Genomic DNA, 17,877 nt, shown 5'->3' with positions numbered 1-17,877 from the left:
TGATGCGCTGTTGATACGCCCTCCTGTCCCGCGAACGCGAACGATGCCTGATGAAAAACAGGTGTCGCTGGACTCGCTTTGCCTGCGGCCAGGCGAATAAGAAAACCAAGGACTCCCAGCCATGTCGTCTCACATCACATCACGCTCCCTTCCGCCCCTGCGCCTTGTCGCCAGCGCCGTCGGCCTGGCCATGGCGGGCTCCGTCGCGCACGCTGCCGATGTGCAAGCCACGCCGCCTCCCGACAAAGCCAAAGATCGGAAGACGGAAAACCTGGAAGGCATGCATGTGCAGTCGACCGTGGTGAACAGCACCTCGCCGAAGTTCACGGCGCCGCTGCTCGATACGCCCCGGTCCGTCACGGTGGTGCCGCAGGAGATCATCCAGCAGACCAACGCCACGTCGCTGCTCGATGTATTGCGCACCGTGCCCGGCATCACGTTCGGCGCTGGCGAAGGTGGCAATCCGAACGGCGATCGCCCCATCATCCGCGGCTTCGATTCCGAGAGTTCGATCTTCGTCGATGGCGTGCGCAGCTCTGGCTCGCAGCAGCGCGAGATCTTCGATATCGAACAGGTGGAAGTCACCAAGGGCCCCAGCTCCGCTTACACGGGGCGCGGCTCCGTGGGTGGTAGCGTCAACCTGGTGACCAAGGCGCCAGAGGCCAGGAACTTCATCGCAGGCAGCGTTGGCCTCGGCACGGATAGCTACCGCCGCGGTACGGCGGACTGGAACCAGCAGTTCGGCGACGATGCAGCCTTCCGCCTCAACGTCATGGGCCACGAGGCCGATATCCCCGGGCGCGACGGTCCCGACCAGAGCCGCTGGGGTATCGCGCCGTCGGTCACGTTTGGCCTGCATGCCGATACCAGCGTCACGCTCAGCTACTACCACATGCAAAGCGACGACACGCCCGAAAGCGGCATCCCGTACAACAACCCGAACAACGCGCCCAATCGCAGCGGCAGCCCGATCGACGTGCCGCGCGACACGTACTACGGCCTGGTCGACCGCGACTTCCAGAAGCAGAAGAACGACATCGGCCAGATCGTCATCCGGCACAGCTTTGCGGACGGCTGGCAGCTGCGGAACACCTCCGTCTACGGCCGCTCGACCAACGACTACCTGTGGACACAGCCCGACGACAGCCAGGGTAACTTCCTGGTCAACGGCGGTGTCTGGCGGCGCGCGAACAACCGCGATAGCAGCACCAGCTCGATGACCAACCAGACGGACCTGACCGGTTCGTTCGACACGGGAAGCATCAAGCACACGATCGCCGCCGGTATCGAGATCTCCAACGAGAAGACCGATCGCACCCAGTATCTGGTCGATCCTGCGACCAGCGCTTCGGATACCCACAACATCGGCGCCGTCAGCAACGGTGCCTGCTCCGCGAAGTACGGCATCGGTGCCCCGTCGAACTATTGGTGCGCCCCCGTGATCGATCCGAACCCGCACGATCCGTGGGAAGGCGCGCTCATCGGTGGCCAGAACCCGACCCACGTGACCACGAACACCCGTTCCGCATGGGCGTTTGACACGCTGGACCTCAACGAGATGTGGCAGCTCAACCTGGGCGCCCGCTACGACCACTTCGAAACCAAGTCCACCGCACTGACGACGGCTACCAATGCAACGGTACGTGTCGGCAACAACGCGTCGTTCTGGAACTGGCAGGCAGGCCTCGTCTTCAAGCCCGCCGAGAACGGCAGCATCTACGCGTCGTGGGGTACATCGTCGAACCCCCCGGGCGTGGACGCAGGCGACGGCGCTGATGGCATTGCCGTCACCAACGACGCCCTGAAGCCGGAAACCAGCCGCAACCTGGAAGTCGGTACCAAGTGGGATCTGATGGACCAGCGCGTGTCGCTTACCGGCGCGGTGTTCCGCACCGAGAAGAGCAACGCCCGCGTGGCGACGGGTGGCCGCGGCAGCACCATGATCAATGCCGGTGAGCAGCGTGTCGACGGTGTCGAGATCGGCGTGAGCGGCCAGGTAACCGCGGCGTGGAATGTCTTTGCAGGCTATACCTGGCTCGATAGCGACCTGGTGAAGCCGGCCCCGGCCGATGCCGCAAGCAAGGGCAACCAGTTCCCGAACACGCCGAAGAACAGCTTCACGCTCTGGACGACGTACGCCTTCACGCCGCGCTTTACGCTTGGCGGCGGCGCCTTCGCCATGGACCGCGTCTACGCGAACACCGCCAACACGAAGTACGTGCCGGGCTATACCCGCTACGACCTCATGGCCTCTTACGTGCTGAATCCGCATGTGACCCTGCAGCTCAACGTACAGAACCTGACCAATAAGTACTACTTCGACAAGGCGTTCACGGCGCACTACGCCAATGTCGCCCCGGGCCGCGTTGGCATCGTCAGCGCCAATTTCCGCTTCTGAAGAGGAACCACCCGGGCCGCCATGTGGCGGCCCGGGCTTTACCACATGCTCTTGCAGATTGATAACGTACTCTCACCCGCCGACTTGGCGGCCATCCATGAGCGACTCGCGAGCGCGTCATGGAAGGATGGTCGCGTCACCGCGGGATACCAGTCGGCGCAGGCCAAGAACAACGCGCAGGTGGCTGAAGATGACCCGATCGCGCGTGCGCTCGGTGACACGCTGGTCGAGCGCCTGCTCGCACAGCCCACGTTCTTTGCGGCCGCGCTTCCCTTGCGTATCTACCCGCCGCTTTTCAACCGCTATGCGGGCGGGCAGTCGTTTGGCATGCACGTCGATAACGCCATCCGCTACGACCGGCGCAGCGATCCTGCGGTCGCGGTACGCACGGACCTGTCGGCCACGCTGTTCCTCGACGATCCCGACAGCTATGACGGCGGTGAGCTTGTCATCGAAGATACCTACGGGTCACACACCGTCAAGCTGCCCGCAGGCCACATGGTCCTCTACCCAGGCAACAGCCTGCACCGGGTCGAACCGGTCACGCGCGGTACGCGGACGGCGTGCTTCTTCTGGGTCCAGAGCATGGTGCCCTCTGCCATGCACCGCCGCCTCCTGTTCGACATGGATGTGTCGATCCAGGCGCTCACCGCAGCCGCCGGCGATCCCGATGCACTGGTTCGCCTCACCGGCGTCTACCACAACCTGCTGCGCGAGTGGGCGCAGACGTGAGCGGCTACAACGCGGATGCGTTTGCGGGAGCGGTCGGGCAGTCGGCCGCCAACGGCTTCGCTTACCTGCAACCCCTCGCACACGAAGGGGATGCAGCGGCGCAGACCATACTCGGTCAGATGCTGCTCGACGGGGCGGGCTGCGACGCCCAGCCCGGTGAGGCGGTCTACTGGTTCATGCAAGCCGCGCACCATGGCTCGGCCATGGCGATGAACATGCTGGGACGTTGCCACGAAAACGGTTGGGGCACGAAAGTCGACGACGAACTGGCAGCGGTCTGGTTCCGGAAGGCGGCCCAGGGCGGCCTCGACTGGGGCATGTACAACTACGCGCATACCCTCGAGCAGGGGCGAGGCCTTCGCGCCGATCGGGCCGCTGCCTTCGCGTGGTTCACCCGCGCAGCGGAACTCGGCCATGCGCGGGCGAAATGCTTCCTGGCGCGCTACTTTGAGCACGGCTGGGAGACGGCACAGGATCTCGCCCGAGCGCGCGAACTCTATGAAGCGTCGGCGCGAGCGGGAGACTACCGTGGCGAATGCGCGTGGGCCTCCCTACTTGCCGAGGACGGCCGCCTCGATGTAGCCAGCGCGTTCCTGCGGCGTGGGTTAGCCAAGGCACCCTTGGCATTCGTCGAAGCCATGCGCACGCGGCTGCAAAGCCACCCTGACGCGCGCGTACAAGGATTAGCGTCGGCCTGCCCCTGACGTATCGACACCGAATCGGCGCTCGATCGTTGCCAGCGCCCGGTCGACCAGGGCAGTCGACTCTGGATACTGGCGAACCAGTTCGGCCATGCGCGTCGTCAAGGCATCGATCGGCGCATCCGCCCCACCCACGGGCAGCGGGATATCGAGGCACGCGCACAAGCGGCGCGCGTTTGCCGTCAGCGTCAGCGCGAGACCGCGCTCGATCCGCGATATCTGCGAGCGGTGCACACCACTCAGCGTGGAGAGATCCTCCAGACGCATATCGGCGCGCAGGCGTGCCGAGCGAATCCGTGCCCCAAGCGCTTTCGCACCGGCTGTCCCAAGGGGAAGCCGGGCGTGGACACGCTCGGGTTTCGTCGTACTGATAGTCACGGGCGCTACGTTATCCATCGTGCCTTAGCGTCGACTTAGGTACGGCATCAGCTTCGGTAACGAAGTGCATCCACCAACCGGGAGAGCGCGGGCGAGCCTTCCCTTCGGTTGGGGTAATAGAGGTGATAGCCGGGGAACGGCTGGCACCACTTCTCGAGGACGCGCACCAGCGAGCCATCGGCGAGATGCGGCAACACGATGTCTTCGGGCAACCAGGCAAGTCCCATGCCTTGCAGTGCGGCGAACAGGATCTGGCTGACGTTGCTCGCGATCACCTGACCCTCGACACGCACCTTGATTTCGCGATGGTCCTTCTCGAAATCCCACACGGCCAGGTTACCGCGCGTCGGCAAGCGCAGGTCGATGCAACGATGCTCGGTAAGGTCTTGTGGCGAGTGCGGCTTGCGCCGGCCGTTGAAATAGGACGGTGTCGCGACGACCGCCATGCGCATGTCCGGGCCGATACGTACGGCGATCATGTCCTTCGCCACCTGCTCACCAATACGGACACCGATATCGAAGCGCTCGGAGACGATGTCGATCAGCTCGTAGTTCACGCTGACCTCTACGGAGATATCGGGGTACGCCGGGAGGAACGTGGCCAGCGCAGGCCAGATAATGGTGTTGGCCGCATGTTCCGCGGTCGTGATCCGCAGGTTGCCCGAGGGGCGCTCGCGCAGTTCGCTGAGTGCATCCACTTCGATCTCGATCTCGTCGAGCCGCGGGCCCACCTTGTGCAACAGGCGCTCGCCCGCTTCGGTGGGTGCAACGCTGCGCGTCGTACGGGTGAGCAACCGTATACCCATACGGCTTTCAAGGCCACGGACGGTGTGGCTCAACGCGGACTGCGAGGTGCCAAGCCGGGCTGCAGCACGGGTGAAGCTCCGCTCCTGCGCCACGGCGATGAAGGCGATGATGTCCTGGATATCGCGGCGAATCGGGGATCGCGCGTGAGCGGGCCCTGCAGCTGGGCGCTTAGCCCTGGTCACCCAGCACCTCCAGCGTATCGACCGCATCGCCCTGGCTGTACGCGAACCACAGGCTACCGATGCCCATGAGCGAAACGACGGCCGCTAGCGGAAGCGAGGTACCGTCCGCGCAGAGGCCCACGAGTGCCGAGCCAGCGATGCCCGAACCGTACTGGATGGCACCGATCAAGGCCGATACGGAGCCCGCGTGCTCAGGGGCGGTATTCAGCGCGCCCGCGATCGCATTGGCCACGATGAAACCCGTGGAGGCGACAAACAGAAACAACGTCGTTGCCAGCGGCCAGAGCATGTGCGGGAACAGGCCGACCACGGCGACAGAGGCAATGCCCGCCGCAGCGGCGCCCGCCGCGCCCCAACGCATCAGGGTATCCGCGCCGAAGCGTCCCACCCAGCGTGCGTTCAACAGGTTCGTGGCCATGATGCCGACGATGCCGGCGGCAAACAGGATCCCGTAGTGCTGGGGCGATACGCCGTAATAAGCGATATAGGCGAACGGCGTGCCGGCCACATAGGCGTAGATGCCACCGTAGAACAAGCCACTGGCACCCGCGTAAGCGCGAAAGCGCGGATCAGCGAGCAAGCGGCGATATTCGCGAAGCGCGGACGACAACGGCTCGGTGCGTCGGCGTGCTTTCGGCAAGGTCTCTGGCAAGCTCGCCACCGCCACTAGCGTCGCCACACCGACGGCCACCAGGGTCCAGAAGATGACGCGCCACGTGCCCACCGTCAGGACCTGCCCACCCAGCGTGGGGCCAAGCAAGGGCGCGACGGCCATCACCGTCATCAACGTGGAGAGCATGCGCGCCGCGGCCGCACCCGCATAGAGATCACGGACCATGGCTCGGGCGAGCACGACGCTTGAGCACGCGCCCACGGCCTGCACGACGCGAGCCGCGATCAGTGCATGCGTCGATGTCGCGAGTGCACACCCAGCCGAGCCCACCGTAAAGATCACCAGCCCGAGCGCGATGGGAAGACGGCGCCCCACGCGGTCACCGACGGGACCCCACAGCAACTGACCCAGGCTAAAGCCGACGAGATAAGCCGAGATCGTCCACTCCATGGCGCCGGCGCCAGCGCGCAGGTCCCGGCCCATGACGGGCATGGCCGGGAGATAGAGATCGGTGGAGACGGAGGCGAACGCCATCAAGGCACTCAACACCGTCAGCACCCAGATCGGATGGCGGTCTGCCACAGGGGTGTTCATGGCGCGCCACGCTCCGCCAGGGCAATAGCGGCATCGAGGGCATCGCGTGCCGTGGGCGCGCTGCCACCGGCGAGATGGCGATCTTCCGCCTCATCGAGCATTTCCCATTCCCACTGTTCAGCCGTGCCGTCTTCCCATACGGCCAGCACCACGCTGCCGACGGCCGAGGGCGCTGAGCCGAGGCGGCGCGACCACGCTTTACGGCCGTCCCAGGCGAGGGGCGACCATTCCGCGGCAAGAGGCAGGACACGAACCATGGGGGAATCCGGGAGGGAATGGCCGCCATTGTGCGTCGCAGCACGCAGCAGATTAAGTAGGCTGGGTGGCATGGACTCATGAATTCCCAGCATGAATCTCTCAGCGTTCGCGCGAACGCGAAGCCGCTGCGCACTCACTCGATTCATGCGCATTCTTCATAAGCCTTAGCTGGACAAGGCGACTAGTCCACACAATCGGTCGCGACTAGATTGCGAGCCTGTCCCATCCCATCCGAGCGCTTTTGCGCGCTCCCGAGGAGAATCCCATGCTAGGCACCATGATGTACGGCCCCGGCGATGTGCGCCTGGAAGACGTGCCCGAACCGGCCATCCTCGAACCCACCGACGCGATCATCCGGCTTTCCGCCAGCTGTATCTGCGGCTCGGATCTGTGGCCGTATCGTGGCCACAACGATTTCAACGGCGGTCCGAAGGCCATGGGCCACGAATACTGCGGCATCGTCGTGGAAGTGGGCTCGGCGGTTACCTCGGTGAAGCCCGGCCAGTTCGTCGTCGGTTCGTTCTGCCTCTCGGACAACACCTGCCCGCATTGCCAGTTCGGCTTCCAGTCCTCGTGCGAACAGCGCCAGTTCATGACTGGAGCCCAGGCACCGCTCGCACGCATTCCGCTCGCCGACGGCACGCTCGTGGCCACGGCCGACATCCCTGCCGACGATCTCATCCCCAGCCTGCTCGCCGTCTCCGACGTGCTCGGCACCGGTTGGTATGCCGCCGATGCCGCACGCGTACAGCCCGGTTCGACCGCGGTCGTCGTGGGTGATGGCGCCGTGGGCCTCATGGGCGTGCTCGCCGCAAAGCAGATGGGCGCGGCGCGCATCATCGCCATGAGCCGCCACAAGACCCGTCAGGATCTCGCGCTGGAATTCGGTGCAACGGACATCATCGCCGCCCGCGGTGAGGAAGGCATCGCCGCGGTGAAGAAGCTCACCCGGAATATCGGCGCCGATGCCGTGCTGGAATGCGTCGGCACGAAGGAGTCCATGCAGCAGGCCATCGAATGTGCCCGCCCGGGCTCGATGATCGGCTATGTAGGTGTGCCGCACGGCGTGGAGTTCGATGGGCAGCAGCTGTTCTTCGCACAGAAGGGTCTGCTCGGCGGCCCGGCACCGGTACGCCGCTTCCTGCCGCACCTTATGGATCTCGTGCTCGAGCGCAAGATCAACCCGGGGCGCGTGTTCGACCTGACGCTGCCGCTCGCGGATGTCGCACATGGTTATAAGGCCATGGATCAACGCGAGGCCATCAAGGTCCTGCTGCGGACGAACTAAGCGAAACCCGGCTCCACCGGCCCACCTTCCGCTATTAGCGCGCGCGTTCACCGCGCGCTTTCCGCATGCGCGGAGGGTGGACTGCACCGCACAGTAAAGGCTCAGAGACATCGCATGCGCACCACGCAGCGCCAAACCAACCACCATCGCGTCCTGCGGGCCGCCTGCGCCCTGTTCTGCCAGGATGCCTACGACATCAGCATGGATGCCGTGGCGACGCAGGCGGGCGTATCCAAGCAGACGGTCTACTCGCACTTCGATAGCAAGCAGATCCTGTTCCGCGCCGTTGTCGAGGAACTGCTCAAGCCGCTCCGCGCCGCGCTGAGCGAACCCGACGCACCGCTCGAGACCGTGCTCCGCTCGTTCGTCCAGGTGTACCGGGCCGGTAGCGATGGCCACGGCACCAGTGCGATCGCGCGCGTGTTGCAGATGGACCCACCCAAGACCCTGCCTGCGGTGCGCGATGTCGTCGACGCCGCCTGCTTCGACTCGCTGTCGCGACTATCGGCGCGCATTCGCGTGGCGATGGAACGCGGCCAGTTGCGCGATGACGATCCCGACGAAGCCGCCCAGCTCTTCTTCGCGTTGGTGCGAAGCCTGCGTGGCGGGCCGGACCTGGTCGATCCCGTCGTGCGCGTCTTCCTGAATGCCTATCGCAACCCGCGTCCCGCTTCCCCTCTTTTTACCTAGGACCTGTCACCGGATGAATCCCCTGCCCCACCGCACTCCCCTGCTTGCCGCCGGTCTGGCACTGGCCCTGGCCGCGTGCCACAAGCAAGAAGCCGCCCAGCCACCTCCGCCGCCGCAAGTGGGCGTCGTTAAGGCCGAGCCGCGTGACGTCCCCCTGGTCCAGGACCAGGTCGGCCGCATCTCCGCGTTCCGCACCGCCGACGTTCGCGCACGCGTGCCTGGCATTCTCCAGCACCGGCTTTATGCCGAAGGCACCGACGTGAAAGCGGGACAACCGCTCTTCGCGATTGACCCGGCACCGCTGCAGGCAGAACTCGATGCGCAGCTGGCCAATCTCGCCTCCGCGCGTGCCACCGCGGTGAACGCAAAGGCGCAGGCGGATCGCGCGCGCAGCCTGATCGGCAAAAACTACGTCTCGCGCTCCGACCTCGACACGGCGGAAGCCACCGAACGCACGTCGATTGCCGCCGTAAAGCAAGGCGAGGCTGCGGTGCAGTCGGCACGCATCAATCTCAGCTACGCGCGGGTCGTCGCACCGATCGACGGCCGTGCGGGCAAGCAGCAGGTGACCGAGGGCGCGCTGGTCGGCCAGGGCGATACGACCCTGCTCACCCAGGTCGACGAACTCGACCGCGTCTACGTGAACTTCAGCATGTCCGTGACCGATCTGGACCGGCTACGTGCTGCTGCCGCGCAGGGCACGGCGACGCTGACCTCGACCGACCAGGCCACCGTGCGCATCCAACTCCCGGATGGCTCCGATTTCGGTGAAACCGGCCAGCTCGATTTCTCGTCGGCGACCGTCAACCCGCAGACCGGCACGGTCGATCTCCGCGCCTTGCTGACCAACGCGAACCAGCGCCTGTTGCCCGGCCAGTACGTCACGGTGAAGGCGACCCTTGGCGACCAGCACCACGTCTTCCTGCTTCCGCAGGCCGCCGTGCAGCGCGATGCCAACGAAACGTTCGTACTGGTCGTCGGCGAGGGCAAGACCACCGGCGCCGACGGCAAGACCATCACCGTGCCCTCGGCTGCGGTGCGCCGCTCCGTGACCGTCGATCGCACCGATGGCCCCAACTGGGTCGTCACCAGCGGCGTGCAGCCGGGGGACCAGGTCATCGTCGAGGGCATTCCGCAGGCGCGCGCCAACGCCCCCGTCAAAGCCGTGGCCGCGAGCCACGCGCCGTAAGGAAGGACATCCATGCCAAGTTTCTTTATTGACCGCCCGGTCTTTGCCTGGGTGGTCGCGATCCTCATCACCCTGTGCGGCACGATTTCGCTGCTGAACATGGGCATCGAGTCGTATCCGAACATCGCTCCGCCGCAGGTCGTCGTCACCGCCAACTTCCCGGGTGCCGGCGCGGATACCACGGAAAAAACGGTGACCCAGGTCATCGAGCAGCAGCTGACCGGTATCGACCACCTGCTCTACTTCAGCTCGCAGTCCAGCTCGTCGGGCCAGGCGCAGATCACGCTCACCTTCGAAACTGGAACGGATCCGGATATCGCCCAGGTGCAGGTGCAGAACAAGGTGTCGCTTGCGACGCCGCGCCTGCCTGCCGAAGTGACCCAGCAGGGCGTGGTGGTGGCCAAGTCCAACCCGGACTTCCTGCTGTTCGTGGCACTGACGTCGGATAATCCGGCCATCAACTTCCAGCGCCTGAACGACATCGTCGCTTCGCAGGTACTGGACCAGGTGGCCCGTATCCCGGGCGTGGGTAATACCCGCCAGCTCGGCGCCGAGTACGCGATGCGCGTCTGGCTCAACCCGGACAAACTGCGCGGCTACGGACTGTCCGCCACCGATCTGCAGAACGCGTTGAGTACGCAGAACGTGCAGTTCGCGGCGGGCTCCATCGGTACGGATCCCGCTGTGGACGGCCAGGGCTTCAGTGCCACCGTGTCCGCGGAAGGCCGTTTCAATACCGCAGACCAGTTCGCCAACATCATCCTGCGCGCCAATAACGACGGCACCACGGTGCGCCTGAAGGATGTGGCACGCGTGGAGCTCGGCTCCCAGCTCAACGGCTTCGCCACCTCGTACAACGGCAAGCCCACCGGTGCGTTTGGTGTGCAGCTGCTCCCGGGTGCGAACGCACTGGACGTAGCAGGCGCGGTGCGCGCCAAGATGGCCGAGCTGGCGAAGAGCTTCCCCGAGGGCGTGACGTGGTTCGAGCCGTACGAGACGACCAAGTTCGTGACGCTCTCCATCGAGGAAGTGGTCCACACGCTGGTGGAAGCCATCATCCTCGTGTTCCTGGTGATGCTGCTTTTCCTGCAGAACTTCCGCGCGACACTGATCCCGACCCTGGTGATCCCTGTCGCATTGCTGGGCACGTTCCTCGGTCTTTCGCCGCTGGGCTTCACCATCAACCAGCTCACCCTGTTCGGCATGGTGCTGGCTATCGGTATCGTGGTGGATGATGCGATCGTCGTGATCGAGAACGTCGAACGCATCATGACCGAGGAGCACCTCCCACCGAAGGAGGCGACGCGCAAGGCCATGGGCCAGATCACCGGCGCCGTGGTTGCGATTACCGTGGTGCTCGCCGCCGTGTTCGTGCCGTCGGCACTCCAGCCGGGTGCCTCGGGCATCATCTACAAGCAATTCGCGCTGACCATCGCTGTTTCGATGGGCTTCTCGGCCTTCCTCGCGCTGTCGTTCACGCCAGCGCTGTGTGCCACGATCCTGAAGCACACCCCGCCGAAGAAGAACATCGTCTACCGGAAGTTCAACGACTTCTTCGACTGGACGACGCACACGTACTCCGGCCATATCGGCTCGGCCATTCGCCATGCGCCGCGCTGGATGATGGTGTTCGTGCTGCTATGCGTGCTCTGCGGCTTCCTGTTCACCAAGCTGCCCACCAGCTTCGTTCCCGAAGAGGACCAGGGTTACGCGCTGGCGATCGTGCAGTTGCCGCCCGGCGCCAGCCTTCAGCGGACCGAGCGGGTCATGAAGGATATCCGCGGCGTCATGCTGAAGGATCCGGCGGTCGAGGGTGTCTTCCAGATCTCCGGCTTCAGCTTCCTCGGTATCGGCGAAAACGTGGGCATGAGCTTCGTCCGCCTGAAGGACTGGTCGCAGCGCAGCGAAACGGCGCCCGAGTTCATCCAGCAGATGAATGGCAAGCTCAAGGTGGTGCGCGATGCCACGATCTTCGTGGTGAACCTGCCGACCATCCGCGGCCTGTCGCAGTTCGGCGGCATCGACATGTACTTGCAGGCCCGCGCCGGCCAGTCGCGCGATGAACTCACCCAGGCACGCAACACCGTGCTCGGCGAGGCGGCGAAGAACCCCGCCCTGGTCGCCGTGCGCCCGAACACCCTGGAAGACTCACCGTTGATGCAGCTGGCGGTGGACCGTACCCAGGCGCAGACCCTGGGGCTTTCGGTCAGCGATATCTATACGGCCATCCAGCTCACCCTGGCGCCGGTGTATATCAACGACTTCCAGTACGGCGGCCGCGTGAAGCGCGTGATGGTACAGGCCGATGCGCCGTACCGCATGGGCACCGATGCGTTCAACCACATCTACACGCCAAGCACGCTCTCCTCGGCGAGCACGACCACGACCTCCGGTGTGGCCAGCGCGTCGACGGGTACGGATAGCCGCATGATTCCGCTGAGCACGGTGGTCCACGCTACGTGGCAGAACGCGTCGCCCAGCCTGACGCGCTACAACGGTTACTCCGCTGTGGAAATCGTGGGCAACAATGCACCGGGTTACTCCACCGGCCAGGCCATGGACATCGTGGGCGGCATCGTGAACGACAAGCTGCCACCCAGCTTCGGCTACGACTGGAGCGGCCAGTCCTACCAGGAGATCCTGGCGGGCAACTCGGCCACGATGCTCATGGTGTTGTCGATCGTGATCGTCTTCCTGTGTCTCGCGGCTCTGTACGAAAGCTGGTCGATCCCGGTGGCGGTGCTGCTGGTGGTCCCGCTGGGCATGCTTGGTACGGTGGTGTCGACGATGCTCCGTGGCCTGCCCAATGACATCTTCTTCAAGATCGGCCTGATCACCGTGATCGGCCTGGCCGCGAAGAACGCGATCCTGATCGTGGAGTTCGCGGTGGAGCAGCAGCAATCGGGCAAGACGCTACGCGAGGCGACCATCGAGGCGGCCCGCCAGCGCCTTCGCCCCATCCTGATGACGTCGCTGGCGTTCATGCTGGGCGTGATGCCGCTGGCGATCTCGACCGGCGCCGGCGCGAACTCCCGCCATGCGATCGGTACGGGCGTGATGGGCGGCATGGTGTTCGCCACGGTGCTGGGCTTGCTGCTCATCCCCGTGTTCTACATCGTCGTCCGCCGCCTGCTCGGCGATAAGCTGGACGAGGTGTCCAGGAGCATGCCGCATCACGGCGAGCATGCCGAGGCGCAGCTTCCACACCACGAGTAATGCGCACGGCAAAGGGGGCGGTATGCCGCCCCCTTTGCTTCGTACTGCTTTCTAGAAGAGCGCGTAGCCCGATAACGCGAGGGCTGTGAGCTCAAGCACCATGGCAACGGTGGCCATGCTCGCCGTACGTCTGGTCATCACGCACCCGGTCGTTTTCCAAAAGACAGGTATTCCCATGCCCTGGCCGTCGCGGGATCGGCGACGGCGCAGGCGTTTTCATGCAATGCGGCCACCGTTACCGCGTTATCCGACGCAAGCCGCCAGCGCTGCGCCGGGCGGCTAACGTCTTCTTTGCGGACCGTGGCGCCCGCCAGTGTCCACGACAGCAGCGCCGGTGCCGGCCGATGGATTGCGGCACCTTCGTTGGCGAGGCCGGCGATGTCGATACCGAGCATCTCGACGATGCGCTTCTTCCTGAGCGTCTCCTCGGCTGCAAATGAACGCATCGTCTCGACGGCGTGGTGCGTCTCTCCGTCAAAGCCGGCGGTGTCGTCGCCTTCACGCCAGGCTTCCGGCGGACAAAGCTTCTGCGCCACCTGCAGCGGGATGAACGGATTGACCTCAGCAGGATAGATGCGGCACGCGAGCGGCCGCTGCTCGTAGATACGGCAGGCATTCGCCTCATCGAGATTAGGGCAACGGCGGTCGAAGGACGCCATCAGGTTGACCGTCACCCGGATCGGCAAGTCGCCGCTCACCGCATCGAATGAGCGCTCCTTTCGATAGGCTACGAGCGCCCCGTCACCGATCGGGTCCGACGGCCAGGGAATCGCCTCGCAGAAGATTTCAACTTCGCCCCCCCGGGCGAGCCATGCTCCGGCTTCGCCCACGGCGAGAGGCAGGCGGAGCCCATGGCAGCATCGGCCACAACCGACGCACGCAAACGATCGATTCATAGCTGCCTCTTGGCGAATCTGGATAAGCGGCAGAGCCATGAGCGCCAAACCACAGACGGCGCGCTGACATTATGCAAATTCCTGTTTGTCGGATTAGGACGGCTTTTGGGATGCCCTTATGAGCGTTTCATATGAATCACGCCCGTGACCGGGCGCGAAGCCGGTTGACCGCTGCGCCGCGTGACCACACGATGGGGCGCATCAAGACCTACGGAGCCGCACCCGGTGCCCTCACGAATCGGCATAAACGACATCGCCGCAGCGGCTGGGGTAAGCACCGCCACGGTCGATCGCGTGCTCAATGGCCGGCCCGGCGTCTCGGCCGCCACGCGTAAGCGCGTGCTGGATGCCTCGCGCCAACTGGGGGCGCGCCGGCACATCGCTTCGCCGGCCGATTATCGGCTCCGGGTGCTGGTGATCCGCACAGGCCTCGACGATGAATTCTTCATGCGGATCGAAGCAGCGCTGGACCAGGTAGCGGCCGAGTCGCAGCCGCCGATCCAGCTGGAGCGGCTGGTGCGCGTGCCCACCTCGAAGCTTCGCCAGGCGGTACGCGAGGCTAGTGAGCGTTGCCACGGCGTCATCGTGCTCGCCCATGATGGCGGTGAACTGCGTCTGGCGGTGGAGCGCGCGATCCGGCGGAAGATTCCGGTCGTGGCGATGATGAGCGACCTGGGCATGGCGAACCACAGCGTCTATGTCGGTATCGATAACGTCGCCGCGGGCAGGACGGCGGCGTGGCTGATCAGTCGCTACCTGCATAAACCGGGGCGCGTTCTGCTGCTGACCGGCTCACACACCTATCTGCTCCATCGGGAGCGTTCGCGCGGCTTCGTCGACGGCCTGGCCCAATGGGCGCCCAAGGCCACCCTGGTCGGCCCCATCGATATGGACGATATCGATACGAAGGCCGCCAGCGCGGTACGGCTCGCGCTCGCACGAGGTAACCGCATTGCGGCGATCTATAACAGCGGCGGTGCCAATGAAGGCATTCGGCAGGTCGTGGCTTCACTTCCAGCTGCCGAGCGGCCCGTGTGGATCACGCACGAGACCCATGCGTCGCTCGTCGAGCTCTTGCAGGAAGGCCTCATCACCACGCTGATCGACCAACGCCCGGAAACGCAGGCCTTCGTCGGCTTGCAGACGATCCTGCACGCGCAGGGCGAACTCGACGCCGCGCCACCCCCGTTGATCGAGTTCCGCTTGGTCACACCGGCAAACATCTAGGGCAATACGCCTCATGCGCTTTCCGCGTTTTTGATGGATTTCCATCAGAAACCGGCAAAGCGCGGCCGGGCCAGGGGCTTGCGTTGGTCTAGCATCTCGTCCGCGCTTGAGGGCGCGCCCCGCTAAGACACTCACCCGGAGTGCGGCTCGCTGCCGCGCTGACGGTTTCGCCTTGCCTGACGCTTCCCTCTCGCACCGCTTATTGAAGAGGTGTCGAAATGAAGAAACTCATGGTGGGTGCGGCCGTCCTGGTCGGCATCCTTTTGTCGCTCGCGGGGCTTGGTCTCGCGGGCGGCGGTTTTTATCTCATCAGCCTCGGCGGGTCGTGGTTCTACGCCCCGGCGGGTCTGGCCCTGGCCGCGGCTGGCATCGGCCTGGCGCTGCGCCGTGCGTGGTCGCTGTGGGTCGCGCTGGCCTTGCTGGCTGTCTCGGTCATCTGGGCGCTGGCGGAAGTCGGCCTTGATTTCTGGCAGGTGTTCCCGCGCATCATCGTGTTCCTGATCGTCGCGCTGCTGACCACGATCGCCTCGCCGATCCTGCGCAAAAAGAGCGGCGGCACCGCACTGCCGTGCCGCGTTGCTGGCGTGCTCGGCGCACTGCTGGCCATCGTGGTCGTCGCGCTGTTCGGCCAGATGTTCCGCCCGCACGCGACCGTCGTGGCGAAGGACGATACGCCTGCCCGCGTGCTTAACCCCGACGCAGGCAAGGCCGATGGCAACGACTGGTCGGCCTGGGGCCGCAATACGCTGGGCGAGAAGTACGTCCAGTTCACCCAGATCAACAAGACCAATGTGAAGGACCTCAAGGTCGCCTGGACGTACCGTACCGGTGACCTCGCCATCGATGGCTCCGAGTACCAGGTGACGCCACTCAAGGTCGACGACACCGTGTATCTCTGCACGCCGTTGAACAAGGTGATCGCGCTCGACGCCACGACCGGTAAGGAGAAGTGGCGCTTCGACCCGAAGCCGCAGATTTTCGAGAGCACCAAGGGCTGGAAGCGTTGCCGCGGCCTCGGTTATGCCGACCTCGATAAGCTTCCGGCACCGGACGTTGCTAACGCACCCGCAGCCCCCGTCGGCAACGCGGCACTCGATGCCGCCGCTCCGGCGCTCTGCCGCAAGCGCATCATCGAAACGACCATCGATGCGCGCATCCTCGCGCTGGATGCCAAGACCGGTGCGCTCTGCGAAGGCTTTGGCAACAAGGGCTATGTGAACCTTGAAATTGGCCTTCCGGGCGATGCGAAGGGTGGCCAGCAAGGCAGCTACAACGTCACCTCGGCGCCGCTCGTGGCCGATGGCGTGATCATGGTGGGCGGCCGTCTGAACGATAACCTCACCGTCGGCGAGCCCGGCGGTACGGTGCGTGGCTATGACGTCGTCACGGGTAAAAACCTGTGGGCATGGGACCCGAAGCGAGGAGCGACCGATAGTAGCGTGCTGCCGGCCGGCGAAACCGCACCGATCGAGACCCCGAACTTCTGGGGCACCGCGGCCTACGATCCGAAGCTTGGCCTGGCCTACTTCCCCACCGGCAACCAGACGCCGGATTTCTGGACCGGCGATCGTCATCCGTATTCCAACGAGTACACCGATGCTGTCGTCGCGGTGGACCTGAAGACCGGTAAGGAGCGCTGGCACTTCCGCACGGCCAACATCGACCAGTACGACTACGACGTCTCCACGCAGCCGATCCTGTACGACATGCCGCAGAAAGATGGCACCACGCTTCCCGTGCTGATCCAGGGCACCAAGCGTAGCCAGATCTTCGTGCTCGATCGCCGTACGGGCAAGCCGGTGTACCCGGTGGAGAACCGCAAGGTCCCGACCGATGTGATGCCGGGCATGCAGGTTTCGGATGTGCAGCCGTATTCCGCCCTGTCCATCGGCGTGGATCGCTTGAAGGAATCGGATATGTGGGGCGCTACGATCTTCGATCAGCTCTACTGCCGCATCGCGTTCAAGAAGCTGCGCTACAAGGGCGAATGGACGCCGCTCTCGGATAAGCAGGACACGCTGATCTGGCCGGGTTACTACGGCGGCCAGAACTGGGGCAGCATGGCCCTCGACCCGGCGACCGGCACGCTTTACGTCAACGACATCCGCATGGCCATGGTTGGCCGCTTCCTCAAGCGCGAGGAAGCCGCCAAGGGTGGCCTGAAGCCGTCGACCGAAGGCGAGTACTCCGAGCAGCTGGGCACGCCGTGGGGCGTGGAGCGCGGCATGTTCCTGTCGCCGCTCGGCACGCCGTGCTTCAAGCCGCCGTTCGGTTCGCTGAGCGCGGTGGATCTCGCGACCAATACCGTGAAGTGGCAGGTGCCACTGGGCGGCATCCAGGACGCGCCGATCCATAACAACTTCGTACCGAAGGCCGGCATCGTGCCGCACCTGAACATCCCGGTCGGCATGCCCAACCTGGGTGGCCCGCTGGTGACGGCCGGTGGCCTGAACTTCTTCCACGGGACGCTGGATTACTACCTGCGCGCGTTCGATAACGACACGGGCAAGCAGGTATGGAGCGCGCGCCTGCCGGTAGGTGGCCAGGGCACGCCGATGAGCTACATCGGTAGCGATGGCAAGCAGTACATCGTGGTGGTAGATGGTGGCGCGACGCGTACCGGCACCAACGAGCATCGCGGTGATTACGTGATCGCGTATTCGCTGCCGGATGCAGAGGTGAAGTAAGCACTAGTGCATGGATGAAAA

14 protein-coding genes are annotated in these 17,877 nt (G+C 64.8%); 9 read left to right on the top strand and 5 right to left on the bottom strand.

Annotated elements, in window-relative coordinates:
* The first annotated feature begins 121 nt into the window (after positions 1–121).
* Genes L2Y96_RS01795 through L2Y96_RS01785 form a run of 3 tightly spaced genes read left to right on the top strand, consistent with a single transcriptional unit; the run spans position 122 to position 3,834 of the window.
* Entirely contained in the window at positions 122–2,398 is a 2,277-nt protein-coding gene (locus L2Y96_RS01795; protein WP_247331447.1) for a TonB-dependent receptor, read from the top strand.
* A 45-nt stretch (positions 2,399–2,443) separates the two neighbouring features.
* Positions 2,444–3,130, top strand: a complete 687-nt coding sequence (locus tag L2Y96_RS01790; RefSeq protein WP_247331445.1) for a Fe2+-dependent dioxygenase — start codon at positions 2,444–2,446, stop codon at positions 3,128–3,130.
* A complete protein-coding gene (locus L2Y96_RS01785) occupies positions 3,127–3,834 on the top strand; it encodes a tetratricopeptide repeat protein (protein ID WP_247331443.1) in 708 nt (235 codons plus the stop codon). Before L2Y96_RS01790 ends, L2Y96_RS01785 begins: the two co-directional genes overlap by 4 nt.
* Here the strand turns inward: L2Y96_RS01785 and L2Y96_RS01780 are convergent.
* The 4 genes from L2Y96_RS01780 to L2Y96_RS01765 are packed head-to-tail and all read right to left on the bottom strand — an operon-like array spanning position 3,814 to position 6,662.
* Positions 3,814–4,209: a helix-turn-helix domain-containing protein gene (locus L2Y96_RS01780; protein WP_247331441.1), complete on the bottom strand. Its 396-nt coding sequence runs from the start codon at positions 4,207–4,209 to the stop codon at positions 3,814–3,816. The two genes, L2Y96_RS01785 and L2Y96_RS01780, sit on opposite strands and share 21 nt — an antisense overlap.
* Positions 4,210–4,256: 47 nt before the next feature.
* The gene (locus tag L2Y96_RS01775) at positions 4,257–5,198 is read right to left on the bottom strand and encodes a LysR family transcriptional regulator (RefSeq protein WP_283248859.1); all 942 of its coding nucleotides are present in this window, start codon (positions 5,196–5,198) and stop codon (positions 4,257–4,259) included.
* Complete coding sequence (locus L2Y96_RS01770; RefSeq protein WP_247331440.1) at positions 5,185–6,405, bottom strand: multidrug effflux MFS transporter; 1,221 nt, start codon at positions 6,403–6,405, stop codon at positions 5,185–5,187. The genes L2Y96_RS01775 and L2Y96_RS01770 overlap by 14 nt, the downstream gene beginning before the upstream one ends.
* Positions 6,402–6,662, bottom strand: coding sequence for a hypothetical protein (locus L2Y96_RS01765; RefSeq protein ID WP_247331438.1), 261 nt, complete (start codon positions 6,660–6,662; stop codon positions 6,402–6,404). The genes L2Y96_RS01770 and L2Y96_RS01765 overlap by 4 nt, the downstream gene beginning before the upstream one ends.
* A 266-nt stretch (positions 6,663–6,928) precedes the next feature.
* Between L2Y96_RS01765 and L2Y96_RS01760 the strand changes: the two genes are divergently transcribed.
* The 4 genes from L2Y96_RS01760 (at position 6,929) to L2Y96_RS01745 (ending at position 13,046) form a co-directional block, all read left to right on the top strand.
* Complete coding sequence (locus L2Y96_RS01760; RefSeq protein WP_247331436.1) at positions 6,929–7,951, top strand: zinc-dependent alcohol dehydrogenase family protein; 1,023 nt, start codon at positions 6,929–6,931, stop codon at positions 7,949–7,951.
* Between the two features lie 114 nt (positions 7,952–8,065).
* Entirely contained in the window at positions 8,066–8,641 is a 576-nt protein-coding gene (locus L2Y96_RS01755) for a TetR/AcrR family transcriptional regulator (RefSeq protein WP_247331434.1), read from the top strand.
* 13 nt (positions 8,642–8,654) lie between these two features.
* Entirely contained in the window at positions 8,655–9,830 is a 1,176-nt protein-coding gene (locus L2Y96_RS01750) for an efflux RND transporter periplasmic adaptor subunit (RefSeq protein ID WP_247331432.1), read from the top strand.
* Positions 9,831–9,842: 12 nt separating this feature from the next.
* On the top strand, positions 9,843–13,046 hold the full coding sequence (locus tag L2Y96_RS01745; RefSeq protein ID WP_247331430.1) for an efflux RND transporter permease subunit: 3,204 nt from the start codon (positions 9,843–9,845) through the stop codon (positions 13,044–13,046).
* A 137-nt stretch (positions 13,047–13,183) separates the two neighbouring features.
* Here L2Y96_RS01745 and L2Y96_RS01740 read toward each other — a convergent pair whose 3' ends face one another.
* Complete coding sequence (locus tag L2Y96_RS01740) at positions 13,184–13,942, bottom strand: YkgJ family cysteine cluster protein (protein WP_247331429.1); 759 nt, start codon at positions 13,940–13,942, stop codon at positions 13,184–13,186.
* Positions 13,943–14,167: 225 nt separating this feature from the next.
* Here L2Y96_RS01740 and L2Y96_RS01735 point away from each other — a divergent pair, with 225 nt between their 5' ends.
* Both L2Y96_RS01735 and L2Y96_RS01730 read left to right on the top strand, forming a co-directional pair.
* Positions 14,168–15,169 (top strand): LacI family DNA-binding transcriptional regulator, encoded by a 1,002-nt coding sequence (locus tag L2Y96_RS01735; protein ID WP_247331427.1) that lies wholly within the window; start codon positions 14,168–14,170, stop codon positions 15,167–15,169.
* A 218-nt stretch (positions 15,170–15,387) separates the two neighbouring features.
* Positions 15,388–17,856, top strand: a complete 2,469-nt coding sequence (locus L2Y96_RS01730; protein ID WP_247331426.1) for a membrane-bound PQQ-dependent dehydrogenase, glucose/quinate/shikimate family — start codon at positions 15,388–15,390, stop codon at positions 17,854–17,856.
* Positions 17,857–17,877 lie beyond the last annotated feature (21 nt).

Origin of the sequence: Luteibacter aegosomaticola (genome assembly GCF_023078475.1) — a bacterium.
Taxonomy (GTDB): Bacteria; Pseudomonadota; Gammaproteobacteria; order Xanthomonadales; family Rhodanobacteraceae; genus Luteibacter; species Luteibacter aegosomaticola.
This window is presented reverse-complemented; position numbering and strand designations above follow the sequence as displayed.

Bases quoted from the DNA above. Each gene is read 5' to 3' on its own strand.
- L2Y96_RS01730 (WP_247331426.1), top strand. From the start codon at position 15,388: ATGAAGAAACTCATGGTGGGTGCGGCCGTCCTGGTCGGCATCCTTTTG.
- L2Y96_RS01750 (WP_247331432.1), top strand. From the start codon at position 8,655: ATGAATCCCCTGCCCCACCGCACTCCCCTGCTTGCCGCCGGTCTGGCA.
- L2Y96_RS01770 (WP_247331440.1), bottom strand. From the start codon at position 6,405: ATGAACACCCCTGTGGCAGACCGCCATCCGATCTGGGTGCTGACGGTG.
- L2Y96_RS01795 (WP_247331447.1), top strand. From the start codon at position 122: ATGTCGTCTCACATCACATCACGCTCCCTTCCGCCCCTGCGCCTTGTC.
- L2Y96_RS01760 (WP_247331436.1), top strand. From the start codon at position 6,929: ATGCTAGGCACCATGATGTACGGCCCCGGCGATGTGCGCCTGGAAGAC.
- L2Y96_RS01790 (WP_247331445.1), top strand. From the start codon at position 2,444: ATGCTCTTGCAGATTGATAACGTACTCTCACCCGCCGACTTGGCGGCC.
- L2Y96_RS01745 (WP_247331430.1), top strand. From the start codon at position 9,843: ATGCCAAGTTTCTTTATTGACCGCCCGGTCTTTGCCTGGGTGGTCGCG.
- L2Y96_RS01755 (WP_247331434.1), top strand. From the start codon at position 8,066: ATGCGCACCACGCAGCGCCAAACCAACCACCATCGCGTCCTGCGGGCC.
- L2Y96_RS01740 (WP_247331429.1), bottom strand. From the start codon at position 13,942: ATGAATCGATCGTTTGCGTGCGTCGGTTGTGGCCGATGCTGCCATGGG.
- L2Y96_RS01765 (WP_247331438.1), bottom strand. From the start codon at position 6,662: ATGGTTCGTGTCCTGCCTCTTGCCGCGGAATGGTCGCCCCTCGCCTGG.